This is a genomic window from Pseudochrobactrum sp. Wa41.01b-1 (assembly GCF_019464455.1).
Taxonomy (GTDB): domain Bacteria; phylum Pseudomonadota; class Alphaproteobacteria; order Rhizobiales; family Rhizobiaceae; genus Pseudochrobactrum; species Pseudochrobactrum saccharolyticum.
In genome coordinates, this window is record NZ_CP080493.1 from 818,148 (window position 1) to 841,968 (window position 23,821).

Here is a 23,821-nt window from a genome sequence, read left to right on the forward strand (position 1 = left end):
TGCCAGCAAAGCTGGCGGTACATAAGAATTAAGCATCGAACCTATCACATATCCGAGCTCCGGCTCATAGATCAAAGAAGACAGCGACACCGATATGGACAGCAAAAAGTCAATCCGTAATGATTACCCGATCACACCGGAACTGATTGCCTCACACGGCCTCAAGCCCGACGAATACCAGCGCATTCTTGACCTGATCGGTCGTGAGCCAAGCTTTACGGAGCTGGGTATTTTCTCGGCAATGTGGAACGAGCATTGCTCGTATAAATCTTCCAAGAAATGGCTGCGCACATTACCTACCACAGGTAAGCGCGTTATTCAGGGCCCGGGTGAAAATGCCGGTGTTGTTGATATTGATGACGGCGATTGCGTTGTTTTCAAAATGGAAAGCCACAACCACCCGTCTTATATCGAGCCATATCAGGGCGCGGCGACCGGTGTCGGCGGTATTTTGCGTGACGTATTCACCATGGGTGCCCGCCCGGTTGCAGCCATGAATGCTCTGCGTTTTGGTGAGCCAGACCATCCGAAAACCCGCCACCTCGTTTCCGGCGTTGTTTCCGGCGTTGGCGGTTACGGCAATGCTTTCGGCGTGCCGACTGTTGGCGGTGAAGTGGAATTTGATGCCCGTTACAACGGCAACATTCTCGTCAATGCTTTTGCAGCGGGTCTCGCAAAATCCGATGCGATTTTCTATTCCAAGGCTGAAGGCGTTGGCCTGCCGGTTGTTTATCTCGGTGCCAAAACCGGTCGTGACGGCGTTGGCGGTGCGACAATGGCATCGGCTGAATTTGATGAATCGATTGATGAAAAACGCCCGACTGTTCAGGTTGGTGATCCGTTCACTGAAAAATGCCTGCTTGAAGCCTGCCTTGAACTGATGGCTTCCGGCGCGGTTATCGCCATTCAGGATATGGGCGCTGCCGGCCTCACCTGCTCCGCCGTTGAAATGGGCGCCAAGGGCGATCTCGGCATTGAGCTGAACCTCGACACCGTACCTGTGCGCGAAGAGCAGATGTCTGCCTATGAAATGATGCTCTCGGAAAGTCAGGAACGCATGCTGATGGTGCTGCGTCCGGAACAGGAAGCAGAAGCACAGGCGATCTTCAAAAAATGGGGTCTGGATTTTGCCATCGTCGGAAAAACCACCGATGACCTGCGTTTCCGCGTCTTCCATCAGGGTGAACAGGTTGCCGATCTGCCGATCAAGGAACTCGGCGATGAGGCTCCTGAATATGATCGTCCGTGGACACCGGCTGTTGCACCAAAACCGCTCGCTGCCGATGATGTACCGGCGGCCGATATTGCAGACAGCCTGATCAAGCTGCTCAACTCCGCAAACGGCTCATCCCGCCGCTGGGTCTATGAGCAATATGACACGCTGATTCAGGGTAACTCCCTGCAATTGCCGGGCGGTGATGCCGGTGTGATCCGCGTTGACGGCCATGAAACCAAAGCGCTGGCTTTCTCGTCGGATGTGACCCCGCGTTATGTGGAAGCCGATCCGTTTGAAGGCGGTAAGCAGGCTGTTGCCGAATGCTGGCGCAACCTGACAGCAACCGGTGCTATACCGCTTGCTTCAACCGACAACCTCAATTTCGGTAATCCTGAGCGTCCTGAAATCATGAGCCAGCTGGTTCATGCGATCAAAGGTATCGGCGAAGCCTGCCGCGTGCTGGAATTCCCGATCGTTTCCGGTAACGTCTCGCTTTACAACGAAACCAATGGTCAGGGCATTCTGCCGACACCGACCATCGGCGGCGTTGGTCTGATCAAAGACTGGTCGAAAATGGCACGCATCCGCTTTGCGGGCGAAGGCGAAGCCATTCTGCTCGCAGGCGCACCGGAAGGCTGGGGTACACATATCGCCCAGTCCGCCTATATGCGTGACGTTCACAACCGCATCGACGGCCCTGCTCCGCATGTTGATCTGGCGCATGAAAAAGCAACCGGCGACTTCGTCCGCGGCCTGATCGAAGATGGTCTGGTTACCGCTGTTCACGACTGCTCATCGGGCGGTCTGGCACAGGCTGTCGCTGAAATGGCTATCAAAGGCGAAATCGGCGCAACCATTAATGAACCGGCAGCCCATAATCCGGTTCTCACCTTCTTCGGTGAAGATCAGGGACGTTATGTGCTGACCGTGACCGAAGCCAATCTGGCACAGGTACAGAGCCGCGCAGAAAAAGCCGGTATTGCAGCACCATTCATCGGTCGCACCGGTGGTAAGTCTGTTATCCTCGGTTCAGCAAAGCCTGTATCTGTTGAACAGTTGCATCAGGCCTATGAATCATGGTTCCCTGACTATATGAACGGCGAAATCTGAAACCAGATTTTAATACCCGTTAATAACGGAGCCTGCGTCTTGAAACACCGAGACGCAGGCTCCAATTTAAGAAGAGTATCCCCAAAAGCTTAAGACAGGTTTTGGACAAGATGCTAAAACAAAAAAACAGAGCTGGTGCGACGGAACAGATCGGTCGCGGCACACTCTGATCAGAAAAAATGCTCTCGGAGGATTTTAATATGGCTATGGCACCTGGTGATATTGAAGACATGATCAAGGCAGGCATTCCCGGCGCTGTTGTCAGCATCCGCGACCTTGCCGGAGACGGTGATCATTACGCTGCCGAAGTCGTAGCGGAGGCCTTTCGCGGTAAAACCCGCGTTCAGCAGCATCAGATGGTTTATGACGCCCTCGGCGGCAATATGGGCGGCGTGTTGCACGCATTGGCATTGCAGACCCGCGCACCGGAATAACAATTCACTGAGCCTGAGTGCAGTGCAGTCAGGCTCACAAAATACCCTGCGGCAACAGGCGTTCTGGAAGATGTTTCCCGCATCGCTTAAAAAGCAGCCGATATTTAAAGTATTTCCAGCAAAAGTGGGAACCGGTTTTGCGTCAGGAAATGCGTTAAAACAAAGAAATAGAGCATTTCCTCTGATACAATCAAAACCGGAAATGCTCTAAAGCCTAGCTCTGGCGGAATTTGTCCCGCCGGCAATGAAAGGACACTCCCATGAGCGGCATCACTGCGCTTATCGATAATGAAGTCAAAAACAACGATGTCGTGCTTTTCATGAAAGGCACACCGGATTTCCCGCAATGCGGTTTCTCCGGTCAGGTTGTTCAGGTGCTGGATTATATCGGCGTCGACTATAAAGGCATCAATGTTCTGGCTTCTGACGAAATCCGTCAGGGCATCAAGGAATATTCCAACTGGCCGACCATTCCTCAGCTTTATGTAAAAGGTGAGTTCATTGGCGGTTGCGATATCGTGCGCGAAATGTTCCAGGCCGGTGAATTGCAGGCTCTGCTGACAGAAAAAGGCATTGCCACCAAGGCAGCCTGATCCGCAGCAAAGACTTCACGAATATGTGATTATCAAAAAACGGCAGATCTTCTGCCGTTTTTTTTTTCATTTAAACTATTAAATAGAATTTATCATTCCGGCCAGATTGCGCTCTGCGCAAATCCCTATATGTTGGAATATACCGGCATGTAAAACTGCTTCGCCAGAAATTTGAGCGCAGTATCTCACGAATGCGGCGAAAAGTTTTTCCGGTATCAATATTTTCAAACAGTATTTATCTGTGGCACCGCCTGCATAAGGCTGCATCGAATTGCTGCGGTAAATGCCCTTCCTGAAGTTTCAGGTCACAAGATTGCGGACGCCCCTGTAACCGTTTTGAGGCTGCACGGCTTTCGCCCTTTATAGCTCGGCAGATACCGGACTGTTTCTGCCTGCGCGCTATTCAAAACACCTCTGTTCCGTAAACAATCCGAGTTTCAGCGGTTTGCGGAACATCGCTTCAGTATCCGGCCACAGACACGTCAAGAGCAGATAGTGTCATTATCAGTCTGCCGGTTGCTGATCCGCAATAGATTTTTCCGACCGCATTTCCGGCCGGACAAGGCATGTAAAAGATGAAAAGTGAACTTCCTGCAGATGCGATATCTGCATCCGGCAATCAAGCCTCCGACGGATTTAAATTATCCAGACCGGAATTTATTGCCCTTATTGCGGCACTGATGGCAATCAATGCGCTGGCTATTGATGTCATGCTGCCCGCTTTGGCCGAAATCGGCAATTCTCTCGGTGTTCTGACACCGAACCATCACCAATATGTCGTTACAGTCTACCTGTTCGGCTTTGCAGTCTCACAGCTGCTTTATGGCCCGATCAGTGATCGTTTTGGCCGTAAAAAGCCACTGCTGATCGGTATCGGCATTTATGTCGTCACCTCGCTGGCCTGTGTCTGGGTGCCGGAATTCAATATGCTGCTGGTCTTGCGCTTCCTGCAGGGGATCGGTGCCGCGGCTACCCGCGTAATGACCGTCTCCATTGTCCGTGACCGTTATTCCGGCCGTGCTATGGCTGAAATTATGTCGCTGGCGATGATGGTCTTCATGATTGTTCCGGTGATTGCACCGGCAACCGGTGAAGTCATTCTGATCTTCTCCGAATGGCATATGATCTTCGGCTTTATGGCTTTGTTTGCCTGTGTGATCGGTTTCTGGGCCTATTCCCGTATGCCGGAAACTCTGGCACCGGAAAACCGCCGTCCTTTCACAGCCAAATCCATTATCAGCGGCTTCGGCATTGTTATCGGTAACCGTGTGGCATTCTGCTACACGCTGGCTGCATCCTTTATGCTCGGCTCGCTGTTCGGCTTCATCAATTCTGCACAGCAGATTTATGTCGGCATTTATGATCTGGGGCGCGGCTTTCCTGTCGCTTTTGCTGCCGTTGCCGCCTTCATGGCACTGTCCGCCTTCCTGAATTCACGGATGGTCGGACGTTTCGGCATGCGCCGGATTTCGCAGGTATTGCTGATTACATTTATCAGCCTCAGCCTGCTGCTGTTCCTGCTGTCGGTGTTTTTTGAAGGCCCTGTGCCATTCCCGATTTATATCGTGATTTTTGCACTGATTATGTTCTGCTTCGGCTCTATCGGCGGCAACTTCAACGCCTTGGCGATGGAACCGCTCGGACAGGTTGCAGGCACAGCTTCTTCCGTTCTCGGCTTTGTACAGTCACTGACCGGTGCAGCCATCGGTATGCTGATCGGCCAGTCCTTCAACGGAACAACCGTGCCTATGGCACTTGGCTATTTCATTGTCGGTGCTATCGCGATGGTGTTTGTGCTGATTGCAGAACAAGGCAAATTGTTCCGCGCGGTATCGCCTTCACCGCAGCATGTGATTGAGAAATAAAAGGAAAAGGCCGCTTAATGCGGCCTTTTTCTTTATAGAACAGATAATTACTTCTGCCACAGCGCTTGTTTGATCGCCTGCCAGCTGTCTGCATCAGGTGCAATAATCAAACCGCCATCGACATGACCGGGCTTATAAGCACTACCATCAAGCCGCGCAGTATAACCACCGGCCTCCTGATGGATCAGATTGCCGGGCAGATGATCCCAAGGCATCAGCTTGTTATAAACCGCAAAATGCGCGGAACCGGTGGCAATCACGCGATATTCATGCGCTGCACAGCGATAGCCGAGATGCGAGAGAAACTTCGCCTGATTACCGGCAACCAGCGTACGATCCGGCTCCGGCAGATATTGCCATGACACACAGCCGGTCATTTCCTTAAGCGCCGGAGCATCAGCAACACGCACTTTATGTTCACTGCCATCGGCACGGCGGATATAACTGCCCGCCCCCTTAATACCGATCAGCCAGTCACGCCCCATCGGGTCATAGATAATACCGGCAACGGTCTCGCCCTTGATATTAACCGAGAGCATGACGCCGAACAGCGGCACACCGGATGCGAAATTGAATGTGCCATCCACCGGATCAATAGTGAAAGCCAGATCCGCAGAATTCAGACCATCCAACAGCGCCGGATTGTCACTGCAGGCTTCTTCACCAACGATCATCGCACCAGCAAAGCGCTCACGCAGAGCAGCAGTGATCACCTTTTCCGAATTAACATCAGCCTCAGTCACCAGATCATCTGCCGAGGTTTTCTGGCGGATATCGCCACTGTCCAGCCGGCGAAAGCGCGGCAGAATTTCAGTGTCAGCGGTCGAGCTGAGCAAATCAGCCAGCCAGTTAATCTCGTGATGATCAAACATTGTCTGCTTCCGTTATTCGTCTGAGGGGGAGGATAGTTCCGGCGCTACCAGCGACGCAAAATCAAAAATCTTACGGTCGAGCAAATGGCTCGGGCGCACATTGGCCAGCGCGCGTATCATCGTATCTTTACGACCCGGCATACGCTTTTCAATATCGGTCAGCATCGCCTTCATCATATTACGCTGCAAGCCGTCCTGACTGCCGCACAGATCGCAAGGAATGATCGGGAACTCCATTGCTGTGGCAAATTTTGCCAGATCATCTTCTGCCGCATAGGCCAGCGGGCGCAAGACCAGCAAATCGCCCTCATCATTCAGCAGTTTCGGCGGCATAGAAGCCAGACGACCGCCATGGAACAGATTCATGAAAAAGGTTTCGAGAATATCCTCGCGGTGATGACCAAGTACCAGCGCCGAGCAGCCCTCTTCACGCGCAACACGGTAGAGATTACCGCGGCGCAAACGCGAGCAAAGCGCGCAATAGGTTTGAGTTTCCGGCACCTTATCTGTCACGATCGAATAGGTATCCTGATATTCAATGCGATGGGTAATCTGATTTTTGGTCAGATAATCCGGCAGAATATGTTTCGGAAAATTCGGCTGTCCCTGATCAAGATTGCAGGCAATCAGATCAACCGGCAGGAGACCACGCCATTTCAGATCAAGCAGCAGCGCCAAAAGACCGTAGGAATCCTTACCGCCGGACAGTGCCACCAGCCAGCGATCGCCCGGGCGCACCATGGCGAAATCATCCATCGCCTGACGGGTCTGACGCAGCAAACGCTTGCGCAGCTTGTTGAACCCGACCGAGGACGGCACATTGCGGAACAGCGGATGACAACCGTCGCCGCCCATATCCTCATCACTCATGGATGCATAATCATCCAGTTCCGGACTGATATCGGAAACCGGCACAGGTTTCGCCAATTTGTCCTGCAAATCTGAACCTGTATCGCCGTTCAGGGCTGTGTCGTGAATATTCATAGATATCTCTGCTGCAAAAACTGCTGTTAGAGCATAATTCCTTGAACTCATCATAGTTTAAGGAATTATGCTCTAATTTTTAAGTGTTCGAGCGACCTTTGTGTGCCAAGTCTGGCACACGGCGCTCTTTAGCATCGAATAAAGCGAACTGCCCCTGTTCGCAACAAAGAAGCGGCTTTTCAGCCGCCTCCCGGTCACAAATTTCATTCAGAGTGTCTGTTATACTTCTTCATAACTTCAACAAGCCGGTCATGCGGAAGCGCGTAAGAGATATTATCGTCCCGCCCTTTCATGGTTTCCGCAGCAATCATCGCATTGATAATCGCTTCTTCGGTTGCCAAAGCAGCAGCCTGAATGAGCGGATCCATTTTATTATTGGAAACCATCTCCATCTGTGTGGTTTCTTCACGGCTGAAAGCTTCAGGATTGGCCGTTGAAAATGCGATAAAAATATCACCGCTGCCATTGGCTCCAAAACCGCCGACACGACCAATGCCAACAGGCACACGACGCGCCAGCCGTTTCAATTGATGCGGCAGCAGCGGTGCATCCGTTGCCACGACGACAATAATCGAGCCGCTTTCTTCACGCGTCCACGATGTATCCTGCATAAGCTCGGTGATTTCCTCACCAACCGGTACACCGGCAATCATCAAATCCTGCCGTCTGCCGAAATTACCCTGCACCAAGACGCCGACAGTATAACCGCCCTCTTCCTCGCTCAGTTTACGGGAGGATGTGCCGGTGCCGCCTTTAAAATGAAACAGGTTCATGCCGGTGCCCCCACCGACATTGCCTTCTGCAATTCTACCGCCCGCAGCATTATCCAGCGCGGCATAGACATGTTCTTTTTTCACATGCATGCCGTTGATATCGTTCAGGATACCGTCCCATGTTTCAGCAACCACCGGCAGCAGCCAGTAAAGGTCTTTGAAATGCGGCCCCGTCAAATCATTATCAATCAGCCATGAAACTACAGAATCCCGCACCACGCCAACGCTATGCGTATTGGTGATCGCTATCGGCCCTTCCAGAAAACCGCTCTCCTCCACCCATGTTGTGCCGGTCATCTCGCCATTACCGTTGAGAGAATACCAGCCGGAGAACACCGGATTGAATGTCTTACCCCGTGGCAGAATGGCTGTAACGCCGGTGCGTGCAGGGCCTTTACCGGTCTCTAACTTGCCCTCACCCTCGATAATCGTCGAATAACCAACCGTCACGCCTTCAACATCGGTAATGGCATTATTCGGGCCGGTTGTGCCTGTAAACGGAATACCGAGATCACGCGCGCGCGGCTTATGCGATATGCTTGTCATTAAAATTATTTCCATATTCTGCAATCAAAACAATTCCGCCAGAAGCAGGAGCCGCCGCTGTCGCAAACTGTCTTCAGGCAAAAACACAGCGTCTTTGCCCTGATTTTTGAGAACCCTCCGTGGCGGTATGTCGTCATGCTCCCCGATACCACCACGGGCATATAAGCACCGCAAATTTATCCGCGCAATTGCTTTCATCCGCCGTTATCAGCAGGCTTATGGCATCACTACTAAGCTGGAAGAGAAGATGAGAAAGGATAGAGGCACATCTGCCTCGGTAATAAGTTTATGCAACATACAAAAATGCCCTGCCGCTCACTTATTTTGGCGCGCAGGGCTTTTGATTGGGGTTCATCCCATTTTGTCGGTAGTCATTCGCCGACAAGCTATCAGAAAGCTGCCCTAAAGGCAGGTTATCTGCAGAAATGATAAATTGTTGCTCTTTCAATAAAACCACACTTCAACTTTCATTTGTGACAGTCTGGCTCTGAACCGCAGATATAGCATTCAGCTATAATTTTCAGAACCTTACCACTTTCAGCAAATCCTATATTCTGCGATTTGCTGCCGAAGCACACAGACCGGTGAATATAGTCATTGATCTTTCTATGCATACTATCTTCACAGATAGTCCTTACAGAAATCCGGTAGTTTCAGAAAAAACATTATTTTTCGACGATACAATATCGTCATGCATGGTCAGGTGGACTCATCCTTATATTCCTCCTGTTTCGCGCGGAACAGTATAAGTTCCTGTCTGGGCTTTCGCCCGTCTTCAGCTGTTCGGGACTTTACATCCCTTTCCTCCGCTGATGCTGAAGACAATTTCAGTGTGCTCTCAGGACAGCGCATCGTCAACTGATAGGTTTTCACATTATATTACATCGCCATTTGATGGGCTTAGACAAGAAATTCTGCTTTGCTGCGATTACAACCAAAATCTGACTGGACTTAAGTTCATATTTTGTTCTATAACCTTTTGCAAAATTGCGGGAGAGCGGCTGGACTGTCATCAGTGCAGCGCGGTTCCGCAAAACAGAGTACAAATCCGGTCAATATTGAGTTTGAGCAGAGCGCACCTATATAAATGTCTGAGTTTCGGCTGAGGCATTGTAAATCCTGCCATTCTCCTGTTTCCGGCCAAATTGTTACGCACCAACCGCAGGCACAATGCTGATGAGCGATCAAAAATTTATCTCCATTCGCGGCGCCCGCGAACATAATCTGAAAAATATTGATATTGATCTGCCGCGCGACAAGCTGATTGTCATGACCGGTCTGTCCGGTTCCGGTAAATCATCGCTCGCTTTCGACACGATTTATGCGGAAGGTCAGCGCCGTTATGTCGAGAGTCTTTCAGCCTATGCGCGACAGTTTCTGGAAATGATGCAAAAGCCGGATGTTGACCAGATTGACGGTCTGTCTCCGGCTATTTCCATTGAACAGAAAACCACCAGTCGCAATCCGCGCTCGACAGTTGGTACTGTCACCGAGATTTACGACTACCTGCGCCTGCTCTATGCACGCGTTGGCGTACCTTACTCCCCTGCCACCGGCCTGCCGATTGAAAGCCAGACAGTCAGCCAGATGGTTGACCGTGTGATGGCTTTTGAAGAAGGCACGCGCCTCTATATCATGGCGCCGATTGTACGCGGCCGTAAGGGTGAATACCGTAAGGAACTCGCTGAACTGCAGAAAAAAGGCTTTCAGCGTGTCAAAATTGACGGTGTTTTCTATGAAATAGCTGACGCACCGGCACTGGATAAAAAATACAAGCACGACATTGATGTGGTTGTTGACCGCGTTGTGGTGCGTCCTGATCTGGCTTCGCGTCTGGCCGACAGCCTGGAAACCTGTCTGCAACTGGCAGAAGGTCTGGCGATTGCAGAATTTGCGGATAAGCCGCTGCCACCAGAAGAAACCGCAGCAGACAGCGTCAACAAATCCAAGAACGACACCCACGAGCGCGTGCTGTTCTCAGAGAAGTTCGCCTGCCCTGTCTCCGGCTTTACTATTGCCGAGATTGAGCCGCGCCTGTTCTCCTTCAACAATCCGTTTGGTGCCTGCCCGACCTGTGACGGCCTTGGCTCACAGCAAGCGATTGACCCGAACCTGATTGTGCCGGATGAAGCCCTGCGCATGAAAGACGGGGCAATTGCCCCTTGGGCAAAATCCTCCTCGCCATATTACAATCAAACGCTGGAAGCGCTGGGCAAAGCCTATGGTTTCAAGCTGACAGATAAATGGCAGGATTTGAGCGAGGATGCGCAAAAAGCCGTGCTTCATGGCACAAAAGGCAAAGAAATTACCTTTGTCTATAAAGACGGCTCCCGTTCTTACGAAACCACCAAGACATTTGAAGGTGTTATTCCTAATCTGCAGCGCCGCTGGAAGGAAACCGATTCCAACTGGTCGCGCGAAGAGATTGAACGCTATATGTCTGCCACACCTTGCCCTTCCTGCGCAGGCTATCGCCTGAAACCGGAAGCACTGGCAGTTAAAGTCGGCATGATGCATATCGGCCAGCTGACAGAAATGTCGATCCGCAATGCTGACCAATGGTTCAGCACAATCGACCAGCAATTCAATGACAAGCAGAACGAAATTGCTGCCCGTATTCTGAAAGAAATCCGCGAGCGCCTGCGCTTCCTTAATGATGTGGGGCTGGATTATCTGTCACTGTCGCGTAATTCCGGCACGCTTTCCGGCGGTGAAAGCCAGCGCATTCGTCTCGCTTCGCAGATCGGTTCCGGTCTGACCGGCGTTCTCTATGTGCTGGATGAACCATCCATTGGTTTGCACCAGCGCGATAATGCACGTCTGCTGGATACGCTGCGTCATCTGCGCGATCTCGGAAACACCGTGATCGTGGTTGAGCACGATGAGGATGCAATCCTCACAGCAGACTACGTGGTCGATATTGGTCCGGCAGCCGGTGTTCATGGTGGTCAGATTATTGCTAAGGGTACACCGTCCGAAGTGATCAACAATCCAAATTCTATCACCGGTAAATACCTGTCCGGCGCAATGCAGGTTATGGTTCCGGCGGAGCGCCGCAAGGTCACCAAATCCAAACGCATCAAGGTTGTCGGTGCCCGCGCTAACAATCTTAAAAACGTAACCGGTGAAATTCCGCTCGGTACCTTTACCGCAGTAACCGGCGTATCCGGTGGCGGCAAATCCACATTCCTGATTGAAACCCTGTATAAAGCTGCCTCACGTAAAATCATGGGCTCCCGCGAACATCCGGCAGAACACGACCGGATTGAAGGTCTGGAACTGCTGGACAAGGTCATTGATATCGATCAGTCACCAATCGGCCGTACACCGCGTTCCAATCCGGCAACTTATACCGGTGCCTTCACACCAATCCGTGACTGGTTTGCCGGTCTGCCGGAGGCGAAAGCACGCGGCTATCAGCCAGGTCGCTTCTCATTCAACGTCAAAGGCGGGCGTTGCGAGGCCTGTCAGGGTGATGGCGTTATCAAGATTGAAATGCACTTTCTGCCGGATGTTTACGTGACATGTGATGTTTGTAACGGCAAACGCTACAACCGCGAAACACTGGAAGTTCTGTTTAAAGGCAAGAGCATCGCCGATGTTCTTGATATGACGGTTGAAGAAGGTGTTGAATTTTTCGCTGCGGTGCCAAGTATCCGTGACAAGATGGAAACGCTGAACCGCGTTGGTCTTGGCTATATCAAAATCGGCCAGCAGGCGACCACCCTCTCCGGCGGCGAAGCCCAACGCGTTAAACTCGCTAAGGAACTATCCCGCCGCGCAACCGGCAAGACGCTATACATTCTTGATGAGCCAACCACCGGCCTTCATTTCCATGATGTTGCCAAACTGCTGGAAGTGCTGCACGAACTGGTTGATCAAGGCAACACCGTTGCTGTTATCGAGCATAATCTCGAAGTCATTAAAACCGCTGACTGGGTATTGGATCTCGGTCCTGAAGGCGGTGACGGCGGCGGTGAGATTGTGGCCGTCGGACGTCCGGAAGATATTGTCGCCGAACCGCGTTCTTATACCGGCCACTTCCTGAAGGAACTGCTGGAACGCCGTCCTGACGGCAAAACACTCGCAGCTGAATAAATAACAACGCCGCCCATAAAACAGGCGGCGTTTTTATTGAATGATACGGGAAGGAAAATCAGCTCTGTGGTCTGGTTTCCTTATCTCAGCGCTTCCTATTTCTCATGGATATGCTGTCATTTGTGAGCAAGCCGTTTTTCGCAAGTCGTGCCCATACTTTTACAATCAGGTTGGGCATATCTTCGGCGATTAAACCGACCGGTGCTTCCTCAGCAAAACGATTTGCAGTTTCCGCATGTATCCACACCGCCGCACAGGCAGCCTCAAAAACCGGCATACCCTGCGCACAAAGCCCCGCGATAATACCGGTCAGCACATCACCGGAACCGGCAGTTGCCAGTAATGCATTACCGTTGCTGTTAATTGCAGCACGGCCATCCGGTGCGGCAATTACCGTATCCGCACCTTTGTAAATCACCACACTATGGCTGAGCTGAGCAGCTAGCCGCGCTTTCTCAACTTTACTCTGACTATCCGTAACCAATTCACCGAACAACCGCTGAAACTCTCCCTCATGCGGTGTCAGCACCAGCGAACAGCCTGATCGTTCTGCAGCAGCAAACAGCAACTGCTGCTGATCTTTAAATGCTGTGATGCCATCCGCATCCAGCACCAGTGCTTCCAAACCGGCTTCATCTGCACTATCCGCCAGTAATGCACAGACCAGCTCCCGCGCCCTTGGCAAATCACCAAAGGCAGGTCCCAAAACCGCAGCTTTGACTTTTCTTGCTCTGATAAAATTCAGAACATCTACAGTTTCACCTAACGGATACAGCATTGTGCCCGTCAAATGTGCGGCATGGATAGGCAATGCATCCGGCGGCGCAATCATTGTCACCAACCCCGCTCCTGTACGTGCAGCAGCAGAAGCACTCAAACGTGCAGCGCCGGTGGACATCATCCCGCCGGAAAACACCCCGACATGGCCACGTGTGAATTTATGGGCATTGATCTGTGCAACAGGCAGAACATCACGCCAAAGCTCCGGCAGATTTTCATAAAGCCTGACCGGTATTGTTTCGAATACCGTATTTTCAATGCCGATATCGCGGACATGCACTTCACCGCATAACTCACGTCCCGGTTGCAATAAATGTCCGGGCTTTTTGCGGAAAAACGTAGCCGTATGCTGCGCCTGCACAGCCACACCCTTAACCTGCCCGTCCAGTCCTGATACACCGCTTGGCAGATCAATCGCACAGACAGCCACACCGGACATGTTCAGCCTTGTGATACAAGTTGCCAGCTCCCCACTTACATCGCGCACCAGCCCCGCACCGAGCAAAGCATCCACAACCAACGAATAATCTTCGGGTATAAAATGATGAAGCGGCAGAACCTGCCCACCCGAAGACACATAGTCAGCATAGGCAAGAGCAGCATCACTGTCCGTTTTGGGTTGTTCCGTATAAAAACAAGCCACAGATATGCCCGCCGCCTTCAATAGCTTTGCAACGACATAGCCATCGCCGCCATTATTACCAGAGCCGCAGAGCACAGCGACAGAACGGGCATCAGGCCAAAATCTGATAATCTCTTCAAGCTCCGCCTGACCGGCGCACTGCATCAGATGATAACCTGCAGTGCCACCCGCAATGGTAATCCGGTCAGCCTGCCCCATCTCTTCCGGCGTCAATAATTCCATATCAGGCTCCTGCAAGAATGCTTCATTGCTTCGCGCATGCTTATTTAAAACGCACAATGCCTAAATTTTAGGCAATTCAAATCCGGCAATCATATTTATCACTGCCATTTTTTCATGCAAAGGCAACACATATGCAGCCTTGCCTGAAATTTCTGCACATTTTTTGCCGCGTGTGAATTTCACCTTTCGGCATAATTTGAAAATAAATCAAATATTTCAACAAGCTGCATCAATAATTGCCAATTAAAGCTCTGCCTGCCCATAAAAAATTATAAAATTTTACCCGTCAGATTATAAATTCGCAGATTTTGGCACGATTTATGCTTATGATATTTCAAGGCCATGTAAGGCTCAGAAATAAACGGAGGCAGCATTCTGATGAAAAAAATCGAAGCTATCATTAAGCCTTTCAAACTTGATGAAGTCAAAGAAGCACTTCAGGACGTCGGCCTGCAAGGTATCACCGTTCTGGAAGCCAAGGGTTTCGGCCGTCAAAAAGGCCATACTGAACTGTATCGCGGCGCGGAATATGTTGTCGATTTTCTGCCAAAGGTAAAAATCGAAGTCGTGCTTGCCGATGATGCAGTGGACGCAGCAGTGGAAGCCATCCGCAAAGCCGCACAAACCGGCCGTATCGGCGATGGTAAAATCTTTATCTCCAGCGTTGAAGAAGTGATCCGCATCCGTACCGGCGAAACCGGCCCTGATGCTATCTGATATGTAAGTCACCGGTTTTGCCGGACAAATTTTCTCAGTTTAACGTCGTTCAATAGGAAAATGCATATGACGACCGCCCATGACATTCTGAAACTGATCTCTGACAACGACGTAAAATTCGTTGACCTGCGTTTTACTGACCCTAAAGGCAAGCTGCACCATGTGACTATGGATGTGGGCATGGTTGATGAAGACATGTTCACCGACGGCGTTATGTTCGACGCCTCCTCCATCGGCGGCTGGAAAGCCATCAATGAATCCGACATGGTTCTGATGCCTGATCCGGCTTCCGCTCACATGGATCCGTTCTTTGCAGCGTCCACTCTGGTTCTGCTTTGCGATATTCTCGATCCTGTTACCGGCGAAAACTACAACCGCGATCCGCGCGGCACTGCCAAAAAAGCAGAAGCCTATGTGAAATCGCTTGGCATCGGCGACACTGTTTTCATCGGCCCGGAAGCTGAATTCTTCATCTTCGATGATGTGAAATACAAAAACGATCCTTACAACACCGGTTTCAAGCTGGATTCCAGCGAACTGCCATCAAATGATGACACCGATTACGAAACCGGCAATATGGGTCACCGTCCGCGCGTTAAAGGCGGTTATTTCCCTGTACCGCCAATCGACAGCTGTCAGGATATGCGCTCGGAAATGCTCACAGTTCTGTCCGAAATGGGTGTAACCGTTGAAAAGCATCACCATGAAGTTGCAGCCGCTCAGCACGAACTCGGTGTGAAGTTCGACACGCTCGTCGCTAATGCCGACAAGATGCAGCTCTTCAAATATGTGGTTCACCAGACTGCAAATGCCTATGGCAAGACTGCAACCTTCATGCCGAAGCCAATCTTCGGTGACAATGGTTCGGGTATGCATGTTCACGTGTCGATCTGGAAAGACGGCAAGCCGACTTTCGCAGGTAATGAATATGCCGGCCTGTCAGAAAGCTGCCTGTTCTTCATCGGCGGCGTAATCAAACACGCCAAAGCACTGAATGCCTTCACCAACCCGTCGACCAACTCTTATAAGCGTCTGGTTCCGGGCTATGAAGCGCCTGTTCTGCTGGCCTATTCCGCCCGCAACCGTTCAGCTTCCTGCCGTATTCCATTTGGCAATTCGCCAAAATCAAAGCGTCTGGAAGTCCGCTTCCCTGATCCGACAGCAAACCCTTACTATTGCTTTGCTGCCATTCTGATGGCGGGTCTTGACGGTATCAAGAACAAGATCCATCCGGGTCAGGCAATGGATAAAGATCTCTATGATCTGCCAGCTAAAGAACTGAAAAAAATTCCTACCGTTTGCGGTTCTCTGCGTGAAGCCCTCCAGAGCCTCGACAAAGACCGCGCCTTCCTCAAAGCAGGCGACGTGTTCAGCGACGACCAGATCGACAGCTTCATTGAACTGAAAATGCAGGAAGTCATGCGCTTTGAAATGGCTCCGCATCCGGTTGAATTCGATATGTATTACTCCTGCTGATACATCCTCCCGAAACAAGAAACCCCGCCGTTGGCGGGGTTTTTTATTTGCCTGACAAATAGTGAATCTAACGGCCAGATAATCCATGTAAGATACTGATTATTTTACATTTATCGATTTAAAAAAAGCCGCGACAGACAAACTGGCGCGGCTTAAATTCATATCAATTTCAGCGTCAATTAGAGCGCACGCACCAGCGCATCAGCAGCACGGATTTCCCGCTCCCGCCATGCACGGCGTGCCTGTGCTTCTTCATCCTCGCCCCATTGTTCAATCGTCCAGTCTTCATCGACATGAGCGACTTTCCATGCCGTATCCACATCAATGGCACCCTCAAACAATGCCAGACCGGTGATTGCCGAGCCGCAAAGTGTGGTCATCACATGCAGAGCAGCCAGCGCAACAGGATCTGAAACCATACGCAGATGCGCGCCGAAAGCAGCCAGTGCTTCGCGCGGCTGCGCCACATGCATCAGGCCTTCTGTAACCTCGAAATTTGCACCGAGTGTAGCCGCCCAATCAAGCAGCGGGTCCCAATGTTCACGCTGGCGATCAACCAGTTCTTTCGGGCTGTCTGCGCGATAGCACAGCAGATCAGTACCGGCGAAGCGCAGAATTTCTTCCAGCACCGCCTGCGTTTCCGCAGCAACACCATCAATCGCCGTATTGACCAGACGGGTTGCCGGCATATCTGCCGGATTAATATGCGTATCCTGACGGGCAAATTCTTCTGCCACGATCTGCGCAGCGGCTTCCGTTGGCAGAACCAGCTTGTTTCGCAGCGGCGTATTGACCAGCTTGCCATCCAGCAATATGGCAAAACCACCGGCTTCATAGGCACCGACAGTCACGTCTTTATAGAAACGCTTCGGCAATGGCGTCAGCATCTGCTTTTGTGCGCGGATAACCGGATCAGGATCAGACAGCATCGCCTCGTGATCGAGCCGTGCCTGTTCGATATCTTCAAGAATATTGCGCATTTTATTTCCTAAATATTTCGGTTCAGAATCTCACCACGCCTTCAGCGGGCAAGCTGACCCAACAAATCCGACGGATGATGCAATATAGTTGCGGCACCCGCTTCACTTAATCTGTCCGGCTTATGATAGCCCCAGTTTACACCGATTGCTGTGGCTCCGGCACTGCCTGCCATCATCATATCGTAAGTCGTGTCACCGATTACAAAGGTCTGCGACACATCGCAACCCGTCTCATGGCAACATTCCAGCACCATTGCCGGATGCGGCTTGGACGGACAATCATCTGCGCAGCGGGATACAAGAAAATTCCGGTCAAAACCATGGCGTTCCATCACTGAGATCACGCCACGGCGGGATTTTCCTGTCACCATGCCCAACAGAATATCATCCTGCGCAGCCAGAGCATCAATCAATTCGGCAATACCGTCATAAAGCGGCTCGTCAAAATCATGCTCCAGCCGGATTTTACGAAATTGCTGCTTATATTGCTCGGTCAGGTTCTCAATTTCAGCGCCCATAGGAATACCGGAAATCTGCGAAATCGCCAGATTGAGGGTCAGGCCGATAATTTCCTGTGTCTCGCTCAGTTCAGGAACGCGCAGACCTGCATTGGCAAAGGTTTCAACCATACAACGATGAATAACACCGCCGCTATTCACCAGCGTTCCGTCACAATCAAACAGCACCAGTTTCATAGTGAGGCTTTTTCCTGCATAGTTTTTGCCAAGTCAGTATCAAATTGCTGCGCTGCTTTGCGCACAGCAATACGCTGCGCATAATTGGCAATAAATAATCCGCCTGCGATCAGGCCCAACGCTGCAAATAGCTTCCAGCTCATAGGCTCACCCAGCACCAATCCGCTCAGCATCACCCCGAAGGCAGGGATCATCAATGCGAAATTCGACAGTGCTGAAGCAGGATAACGGCGGATCATCCAGAACCACAGCGGATAGGTAAAGGCGACAATGAAGGCCGACTGAAACACAAAAGCCGCATAGGTCAGCATAGTCGGATCACGAACCGCATCCCCCAGCATCGGCGCAAAAGGCAAAGGTACAATCGCCGCAATAAGCAACTGATAGAGCAAGGTTTTTTCCGGTGCAGCGTCGCTCAGCGGTGTCTTCTTGATAACCAATGTCGTCGCCGCCCAGAACACGCTGGAAATCAGACAGAGAATATCGCCGTAAATCGCATTCTCGCCGGGCATCGACAATTCATCCGAGAGAACCAGCACCACACCGCCGAATGCAACAATCATTCCGACGACGGTGAGTACCCGCATCCGCTCGCCCAGCAGAAAATGCGCACCGATTGCCACCCAGAACGGCATAGTATTCATCATCAGCGTGGAGCGTCCGGCACTGGTAAAATCCAGCCCTGCAAAAATCAGAACGAATTCCAGACCGAACAATAGCCCAATCACCAGACCGGGAATAAGCGTTTTGTCTTTTTCAAACAGGGCAATACCGCGAAAACGGCACCAGAGAAAAACGAGAAAGCCGCCAACGAAAGAGCGCGCAGCCGCCATATACATCGGATTGAAACCCTGATTGCCGATTTTAATGGCAACCTGATTCATCCCCCAGCTGACGCAGATAAACAGCATCAGCGCCACGCCCATTGTATCTATCGTCGCGCGGCGCTCATAACCTGTCACCAGCCGTCCTGTTGCCGACGCCGCGCTCCCTGCTGCCCTGCCCATTTCATCCCCGCTTCAAACACATTCCGGCCTGTTATGCGGCGGAACATACAATCAACTATCAGTCCTGTTCCGCATCTGCATCGAAACCAAGCAGGTTCCATGACTGCACCATATGCGGCGGCAATGGCGCAGAAACATCAATCATACCACCGCCCGGATTAGGAATGCGGATACGGCGCGCATGAAGATGCAGGCGGTTCTGCACACCGCCCGGGAAATCCCAGTTGATATCAGCTTCAAAATATTTCGGATCGCCAATAATCGGATGACCAAGATACTGCGCATGTACGCGCAACTGGTGGGTACGGCCGGTATAAGGCTCCATTTCCAGCCAGGACAGGTTCTGACCGGCTGTTTCCAGCACGCGGTAGAACGATACAGCGTGATCGGAATCCGGTTCACCATGCTGGCAAACGCGCATACGGTCGCCATCCGGTGTGCTGTCTTTTACCAGCCATGTGGAGATTTTGTTCTCGCGCTTGCGCGGTACGCCCTTCACCAGAGCCCAATAGGTTTTCTTGGTGTCGCGCTCACGGAAAGCCTTGGTCAGCGCCTGTGCGGCACCACGGGTTTTCGCCACGACCAGAACGCCCGATGTATCGCGGTCGAGACGGTGCACCAGACGCGGCTTTTCGCCTTTTTTATTGCGCCATGCTTCCAGCATCGAATCGACACTGCGCACCACACCGGAACCGCCCTGCACGGCCAGACCGGATGGTTTATTGAACACATAGACCTTCTCATTCTCAAAAATCAGCATTTTTTTGAGAACATCACCATCGCCCTGATTGCGGATGGTCTTGCCGGTCAGCGGCGTGTTGTCTTCTTTTTCATCAAGACCCAGCGGCGGAACACGCACGGACTGCCCTGCCTGCAAACGGCTGTCAGCTTTCACCCGCCCGCCATCCACACGGATCTGGCCGGAGCGCAGCAGCTTTTGCAAATGCCCGAAGCCCAAGCCCGGAAAATGCACTTTGAACCAGCGATCAAGGCGCATGCCTGTTTCGTCTGCATCTACAGTTTTAAGTTCTACGCCAGCCATATTCTGTTTATTCCGCTAAAATTCGGGGCACAATCACGGCGACAAATGCAATGTCTTCCGTGCAGCCAATATACTCTGAAATATGCTCCTAGAGCATTTCGCAGCCAAATGGAAACATTAGATGACACAGGAACTGTTCAGAACATGTTTTCTGCAAGGACTCATGCTTAAAGGCGACCTGTCCCCGTCTGTAACCGCAAAGCGTAAAAACACTTAAGAATAAGCTCTCTGGCACCGGATTCTCACCGAATATTTAAATCCATTAAACTTTCTGAACATTCTATAAAATCATGCATTATCAGCATGTTACATAAAACTATCACAGCAGGTTACAATCCGTTGTAATTTATGGTCGGTTTCGCACTTAAATTGCCACTTATGAACACCAATTTCCATTGCAGTTTCAGGCAATCAGGATCATGTTCCCGCTGCCGCTAAACATTTGTTTTTCTGACCGCAATCTGACTGGCGGATATAATTCGGTCAGACATTATACCGGAGTGGCCCGTGTCTATTGTGCGCGTTTACTGGAGATCCCTGCAATATCTCTCAGCCGAGAGAACAGCGACAGCGCTTATCGTGCTGGCGAATATTGCGCTTGGCGTGATCACCATTTTTGAACCTGTGCTGTTCGGTCGGGTCATTGATGCGATTTCGCAAAAGACCGTGATTATCCCGACCCTCGCTCTGTGGGCAGGTCTCGGTGTGTTCAACATTATCGCTGTAGTGCTGGTCGCCCGCGGCGCTGACCGGCTGGCGCATAAGCGCCGTCTCGGCGTTCTGACCAAATCTTACGAAGGCATCATCACCATGCCACTGGCATGGCATCAGCAGCGCGGCACTTCCAATGCATTGCACACGCTGATCCGTGCAACAGACACGCTGTTCACGCTGTGGCTGGAATTCATGCGCAACCACCTCACCACCATTGTAGCGCTGGCTGTGCTGATCCCGACCGCGCTCAGCATGGATGCGCGCCTGACACTGGTACTGATGGTTCTCGGTGCAATTTATGTAATGATCGGCCAGCTGGTTATTCAGAAAACCAAAGATGGTCAGGCTGCGGTTGAGCGCCACCATCACAAAGTGTTTGAACATATCAGCGATACAATCAGTAATATTTCCGTATTGCAGAGCTATAACCGCATCAATGCGGAAGCCTCTGCCCTGCGTGATTACGCGGCAACTCTGGAAAAAACCCAGCGTCCGGTGCTGAACTGGTGGGCGCTGGCCAGCGGTCTGAACCGTATGGCTTCCACCATTTCCATGGTGATCGTGCTGCTGATCGGTGCCTATCTGGTTTCCAAAGGCCAGCTGCGCGTCGGTGAAGTGATTACCTTTATCGGTTTTGCCCAGCTGATGATCGGTCGTCTCGACCAGATCAGTAACTTCATCAACCAGACCGCCTCTTCACGCGCAAAACTCGAAGAATTCTTCGCGATGGAAGATGCAGTGGCTGTGCATGAAGAACCACAAGCTGCCAATGATCTGAAAAATGTGCAGGGTGAAGTCGTTTTCGACAAAGTGACCTATGAATTCCGCAATTCCGGTCAGGGCGTCTATGATATTTCCTTTACCGCGAAAGCCGGTCAGACCGTGGCGATTGTCGGCCCGACAGGTGCCGGTAAAACCACACTGATTAATTTGCTGCAGCGCGTTTATGATCCTGTGGCCGGTCATATCAGCATTGACGGCACAGATACCCGCAATGTCAGCCGTTCATCGCTGCGCAAAGCCATGGCAACCGTGTTTCAGGATGCCGGTATGTTCAACCGCTCGATTGAGGATAATATTCGTATCGGTGCGGAAGGTGCGACCAATGAAGAAGTGCATGCCGCTGCCAAAGCTGCCGCTGCTCATGAGTTCATTCTCGCAAAAAGCGAAGGCTATGACACGGTTGCCGGTGAGCGCGGATCGCAGCTTTCGGGTGGTGAGCGTCAGCGTCTGGCGATTGCCCGTGCTATCCTCAAAGATGCACCAATTCTGGTGCTTGATGAGGCTACTTCTGCGCTCGACGTAGAAACCGAAGGCATGGTCAAACAGGCTATTGATGATCTGAGCTCTGACCGCACAACCTTCATCATCGCGCACCGTCTTTCGACTGTCCGCAATGCCGATCTGGTGCTGTTCCTTGATAAAGGTCATATCATTGAAAGCGGCAGCTTCAATGAGCTGGCAGCCAAAGGCGGTCGTTTCGCCTCTCTGCTGCGTGCAGGCGGCCTGATGGCCGAAGAAGCAGACCTGACAAATGACATTGACGAAAACAGCAATGTCACACGCTTTCCGTCAAAGGCTTCCGCATAAACAGCTATGAATCTAAAAATGATAAAACCCGGCTAACCACCGGGTTTTATTGTATTATATGATATTATTTTTGATTGCGTTCAATCCGTAGTTTCGCCCAATAATCGAGGCGCTTACGGATTTCCCGTTCAAAGCCACGCTCCGGCGGATTATAATATTGCTGACGCCCCATTTTTTCAGGGAAATAATCCTGACCTGAAAACGCATCCGGCTCATCATGATCGTAGCGGTAGCCTTCATTATAGCCTTCATCGCGCATCAGCTTGGTAGGCGCATTGAGAATGTGTTTCGGCGGCAGCAGAGAGCCGTTTTCTTTGGCAGCGCGTCTGGCGGCTTTATAGGCCATATAAACACCGTTGGATTTTGGTGCGGTTGCCAGATAGACGCAAGCCTGCGCCAGCGCCAGCTCCCCTTCCGGCGAGCCCAGATAATCATAGGCATCCTTGGCAGCATTACAGATGACAAGCGCCTGCGGATCGGCAAGGCCGATATCCTCCACCGCCATACGTACCAAACGCCGCCCCAGATAGAGCGGATCTTCACCGGCATCAAACATCCGGCTGAGATAATAAAGTGCCGCATCAGGATCAGAACCACGTACAGATTTATGCAGTGCCGAGATCAGATTATAGTGCCCGTCCTGCCCTTTGTCATAGACCGGCGCACGGCGCTGAACGATGTCCTGCAATTGTTCGGCGGTAAACACTTCTTCCGGCCTTGCCGCACGCCAGACTTCCTCGGCGAGCGTAAGCGCCGCACGGCCATCACCATCCGCCATACGCACCAGACTGGCACGGGCATCCGCATCCAGCGGCAAAGGCTTCTGCTCCACCTCTTCGGCTCTGGCGAGCAATGTGGTGATGCTACTTTCATCATGCGGCTTGAAGGTCAGCACCCGCGCACGTGACAGAAGAGCGGCATTGAGCTCAAATGACGGGTTCTCCGTCGTCGCACCGATCAGCACAACCGTACCGTCTTCCATCACAGGCAGAAAACTATCCTGCTGAGCACGGTTGAAGCGATGTATCTCGTCGACAAACAGCAATGTCTGACGACCCGACATGCGCCGCGCCCGTGCCGTTTCAAAAACCTTTTTAAGATCAGCAACACCGGAGAAAATTGCCGAGATCTGCTCAAAGGCCAAATCCGTATGACCAGCCAGCAATCGCGCTATCGTGGTCTTGCCGGTTCCGGGAGGGCCCCAGAAGATCATTGAGCCGAGGCTGCCGGAAGCAATCATACGCGAGAGAATGCCCTGCTCACCGGTCAGATGCTCCTGTCCTGTGACTTCGCTCAAGTCTCGCGGACGCAAACGATCCGCCAACGGACGGTTACGATCAGCTAAAGGATCAACAGCAGATGAAAATAAATCACTCATAGCAACAGGCCGGATTGCTTTCGCAAACCGGCCTCCCCGTTTCAATCATGCACAAGCGGTTTTAGAAAATGAGGTTTCCCCTCGAC

16 protein-coding genes and 1 pseudogene are annotated in these 23,821 nt (G+C 51.6%); 8 read left to right on the top strand and 9 right to left on the bottom strand.

Annotated elements, in window-relative coordinates:
• Positions 1-94 precede the first annotated feature (94 nt).
• The 4 genes from purL (at position 95) to K1X45_RS03915 (ending at position 5,218) form a co-directional block, all read left to right on the top strand.
• Positions 95-2,326, top strand: coding sequence for a phosphoribosylformylglycinamidine synthase subunit PurL (gene purL, locus K1X45_RS03900; protein ID WP_220159895.1), 2,232 nt, complete (start codon positions 95-97; stop codon positions 2,324-2,326).
• Positions 2,327-2,526: 200 nt separating this feature from the next.
• The gene (locus K1X45_RS03905; protein ID WP_022711527.1) at positions 2,527-2,760 is read left to right on the top strand and encodes a BolA/IbaG family iron-sulfur metabolism protein; all 234 of its coding nucleotides are present in this window, start codon (positions 2,527-2,529) and stop codon (positions 2,758-2,760) included.
• A 260-nt stretch (positions 2,761-3,020) separates the two neighbouring features.
• A complete protein-coding gene (gene grxD / locus K1X45_RS03910) occupies positions 3,021-3,353 on the top strand; it encodes a Grx4 family monothiol glutaredoxin (RefSeq protein ID WP_022711528.1) in 333 nt (110 codons plus the stop codon).
• A 575-nt stretch (positions 3,354-3,928) separates the two neighbouring features.
• The gene (locus tag K1X45_RS03915) at positions 3,929-5,218 is read left to right on the top strand and encodes a multidrug effflux MFS transporter (protein ID WP_220159896.1); all 1,290 of its coding nucleotides are present in this window, start codon (positions 3,929-3,931) and stop codon (positions 5,216-5,218) included.
• 47 nt (positions 5,219-5,265) lie between these two features.
• Here the strand turns inward: K1X45_RS03915 and K1X45_RS03920 are convergent, their stop codons facing one another.
• The 3 genes from K1X45_RS03920 to K1X45_RS03930 all read right to left on the bottom strand — a co-directional run bounded on the left by K1X45_RS03920 (position 5,266) and on the right by K1X45_RS03930 (position 8,393).
• Positions 5,266-6,090 (bottom strand): inositol monophosphatase family protein, encoded by an 825-nt coding sequence (locus K1X45_RS03920; RefSeq protein WP_220159897.1) that lies wholly within the window; start codon positions 6,088-6,090, stop codon positions 5,266-5,268.
• A gap of 12 nt (positions 6,091-6,102) precedes the next feature.
• On the bottom strand, positions 6,103-6,960 hold the full coding sequence (gene ttcA / locus K1X45_RS03925) for a tRNA 2-thiocytidine(32) synthetase TtcA (protein ID WP_220160373.1): 858 nt from the start codon (positions 6,958-6,960) through the stop codon (positions 6,103-6,105).
• 317 nt (positions 6,961-7,277) lie between these two features.
• Positions 7,278-8,393: a P1 family peptidase gene (locus K1X45_RS03930; protein WP_220159898.1), complete on the bottom strand. Its 1,116-nt coding sequence runs from the start codon at positions 8,391-8,393 to the stop codon at positions 7,278-7,280.
• Positions 8,394-9,569: 1,176 nt separating this feature from the next.
• On the opposite strand from K1X45_RS03930, the gene uvrA reads away from it, so the two are divergent.
• On the top strand, positions 9,570-12,491 hold the full coding sequence (gene uvrA, locus K1X45_RS03935) for an excinuclease ABC subunit UvrA (protein WP_220159899.1): 2,922 nt from the start codon (positions 9,570-9,572) through the stop codon (positions 12,489-12,491).
• 85 nt (positions 12,492-12,576) lie between these two features.
• Here the strand turns inward: uvrA and K1X45_RS03940 are convergent, their stop codons facing one another.
• Positions 12,577-14,136, bottom strand: coding sequence for an NAD(P)H-hydrate dehydratase (locus K1X45_RS03940; RefSeq protein WP_220159900.1), 1,560 nt, complete (start codon positions 14,134-14,136; stop codon positions 12,577-12,579).
• Between the two features lie 378 nt (positions 14,137-14,514).
• Here K1X45_RS03940 and K1X45_RS03945 point away from each other — a divergent pair, with 378 nt between their 5' ends.
• Positions 14,515-14,853 (top strand): P-II family nitrogen regulator, encoded by a 339-nt coding sequence (locus K1X45_RS03945; protein WP_028233793.1) that lies wholly within the window; start codon positions 14,515-14,517, stop codon positions 14,851-14,853.
• Between the two features lie 66 nt (positions 14,854-14,919).
• Positions 14,920-16,329 (top strand): type I glutamate--ammonia ligase, encoded by a 1,410-nt coding sequence (gene glnA, locus K1X45_RS03950; RefSeq protein ID WP_022711540.1) that lies wholly within the window; start codon positions 14,920-14,922, stop codon positions 16,327-16,329.
• Between the two features lie 179 nt (positions 16,330-16,508).
• Here glnA and K1X45_RS03955 read toward each other — a convergent pair whose 3' ends face one another.
• From K1X45_RS03955 to K1X45_RS03970, 4 genes and pseudogenes are all read right to left on the bottom strand, one after another.
• Positions 16,509-17,309, bottom strand: a complete 801-nt coding sequence (locus K1X45_RS03955; protein ID WP_220159901.1) for an ATP12 family chaperone protein — start codon at positions 17,307-17,309, stop codon at positions 16,509-16,511.
• A gap of 41 nt (positions 17,310-17,350) precedes the next feature.
• Positions 17,351-18,004: an HAD-IA family hydrolase gene (locus tag K1X45_RS03960; protein ID WP_220159902.1), complete on the bottom strand. Its 654-nt coding sequence runs from the start codon at positions 18,002-18,004 to the stop codon at positions 17,351-17,353.
• Positions 18,005-18,069: 65 nt separating this feature from the next.
• Positions 18,070-18,930: pseudogene (locus tag K1X45_RS03965) on the bottom strand (DMT family transporter); the annotation flags it as partial.
• A 139-nt stretch (positions 18,931-19,069) separates the two neighbouring features.
• Positions 19,070-20,053, bottom strand: coding sequence for an RluA family pseudouridine synthase (locus tag K1X45_RS03970; RefSeq protein WP_022710968.1), 984 nt, complete (start codon positions 20,051-20,053; stop codon positions 19,070-19,072).
• Positions 20,054-20,560: 507 nt separating this feature from the next.
• On the opposite strand from K1X45_RS03970, the gene K1X45_RS03975 reads away from it, so the two are divergent.
• Entirely contained in the window at positions 20,561-22,357 is a 1,797-nt protein-coding gene (locus K1X45_RS03975; protein ID WP_022710967.1) for a glucan ABC transporter ATP-binding protein/ permease, read from the top strand.
• A gap of 64 nt (positions 22,358-22,421) precedes the next feature.
• On the opposite strand, the gene K1X45_RS03980 is transcribed toward K1X45_RS03975, so the two are convergent.
• Positions 22,422-23,735 carry a replication-associated recombination protein A gene (locus tag K1X45_RS03980; protein ID WP_220159904.1) on the bottom strand — a complete coding sequence of 438 codons (1,314 nt, stop codon included), beginning with the start codon at positions 23,733-23,735 and terminating at the stop codon, positions 22,422-22,424.
• Positions 23,736-23,821: the final 86 nt, after the last annotated feature.

Bases quoted from the DNA above. Each gene is read 5' to 3' on its own strand.
- ttcA (WP_220160373.1), bottom strand. From the start codon at position 6,960: ATGAGTGATGAGGATATGGGCGGCGACGGTTGTCATCCGCTGTTCCGC.
- K1X45_RS03905 (WP_022711527.1), top strand. From the start codon at position 2,527: ATGGCTATGGCACCTGGTGATATTGAAGACATGATCAAGGCAGGCATT.
- K1X45_RS03940 (WP_220159900.1), bottom strand. From the start codon at position 14,136: ATGGAATTATTGACGCCGGAAGAGATGGGGCAGGCTGACCGGATTACC.
- grxD (WP_022711528.1), top strand. From the start codon at position 3,021: ATGAGCGGCATCACTGCGCTTATCGATAATGAAGTCAAAAACAACGAT.
- K1X45_RS03930 (WP_220159898.1), bottom strand. From the start codon at position 8,393: ATGACAAGCATATCGCATAAGCCGCGCGCGCGTGATCTCGGTATTCCG.
- K1X45_RS03945 (WP_028233793.1), top strand. From the start codon at position 14,515: ATGAAAAAAATCGAAGCTATCATTAAGCCTTTCAAACTTGATGAAGTC.
- K1X45_RS03970 (WP_022710968.1), bottom strand. From the start codon at position 20,053: ATGGCTGGCGTAGAACTTAAAACTGTAGATGCAGACGAAACAGGCATG.
- K1X45_RS03920 (WP_220159897.1), bottom strand. From the start codon at position 6,090: ATGTTTGATCATCACGAGATTAACTGGCTGGCTGATTTGCTCAGCTCG.
- K1X45_RS03915 (WP_220159896.1), top strand. From the start codon at position 3,929: ATGAAAAGTGAACTTCCTGCAGATGCGATATCTGCATCCGGCAATCAA.
- glnA (WP_022711540.1), top strand. From the start codon at position 14,920: ATGACGACCGCCCATGACATTCTGAAACTGATCTCTGACAACGACGTA.
- purL (WP_220159895.1), top strand. From the start codon at position 95: ATGGACAGCAAAAAGTCAATCCGTAATGATTACCCGATCACACCGGAA.
- uvrA (WP_220159899.1), top strand. From the start codon at position 9,570: ATGAGCGATCAAAAATTTATCTCCATTCGCGGCGCCCGCGAACATAAT.
- K1X45_RS03960 (WP_220159902.1), bottom strand. From the start codon at position 18,004: ATGAAACTGGTGCTGTTTGATTGTGACGGAACGCTGGTGAATAGCGGC.
- K1X45_RS03955 (WP_220159901.1), bottom strand. From the start codon at position 17,309: ATGCGCAATATTCTTGAAGATATCGAACAGGCACGGCTCGATCACGAG.
- K1X45_RS03980 (WP_220159904.1), bottom strand. From the start codon at position 23,735: ATGAGTGATTTATTTTCATCTGCTGTTGATCCTTTAGCTGATCGTAAC.